This is a genomic window from Neisseria sp. HMSC073G10 (genome assembly GCF_001812605.1).
GTDB lineage: Bacteria > Pseudomonadota > Gammaproteobacteria > Burkholderiales > Neisseriaceae > Neisseria > Neisseria subflava_A.
Genome location: NZ_KV809514.1, coordinates 2,158 through 2,637, shown reverse-complemented (window position 1 = coordinate 2,637; position 480 = coordinate 2,158). Strand labels below are relative to the sequence as shown.

The 480-nt window shown below is 36.2% G+C and carries 1 pseudogene; it reads right to left on the bottom strand.

From position 1 onward, the window contains the following. Positions 1 to 227 (bottom strand): annotated as a pseudogene (locus HMPREF2865_RS11590) (hypothetical protein); the annotation flags it as partial. Positions 228 to 480: the final 253 nt, after the last annotated feature.

Genomic DNA, 480 nt, shown 5'->3' with positions numbered 1-480 from the left:
TAGGGGATTTTGGGGAATTTTGCAAAGGTCTCAGTTAATTCATTATTGCCAAATTCAGGCTCAGGAATAATTCTGAAAACAAGGACTCCGGCTTTTTTTTCAAAATTTGATACAGAAAAAAAGTTATTTATTTCTTTAATGTTAGGATTTTCTAAAATAGGAATTTGGATTCGTTCTCCATTATCTGTAATAAAAAATCCGCCAAAAACAATTGTTGATGCTTTCATTGTAGCCGTCTGCCGTTTTGACCAAGGTGCTGCCGTGGAAGGAGCAGGTGTGGGATTTTTGAAGAACTCAGTTCTCAATATTCCGTTTCAAATGAAGGAAAGGTCGTCTGATGTTTTTCAGACAACCTTTTTACCCTTTAAAGCGGAGGCAGTTCTACAAATGGAAAGAAATGCTGAAACTTCTGATAAATTTCAGGATGTTTTTCTAAGGCTTGTAACGCTTTTTCTTTTGAAACGGGAGGGTCATAGACAT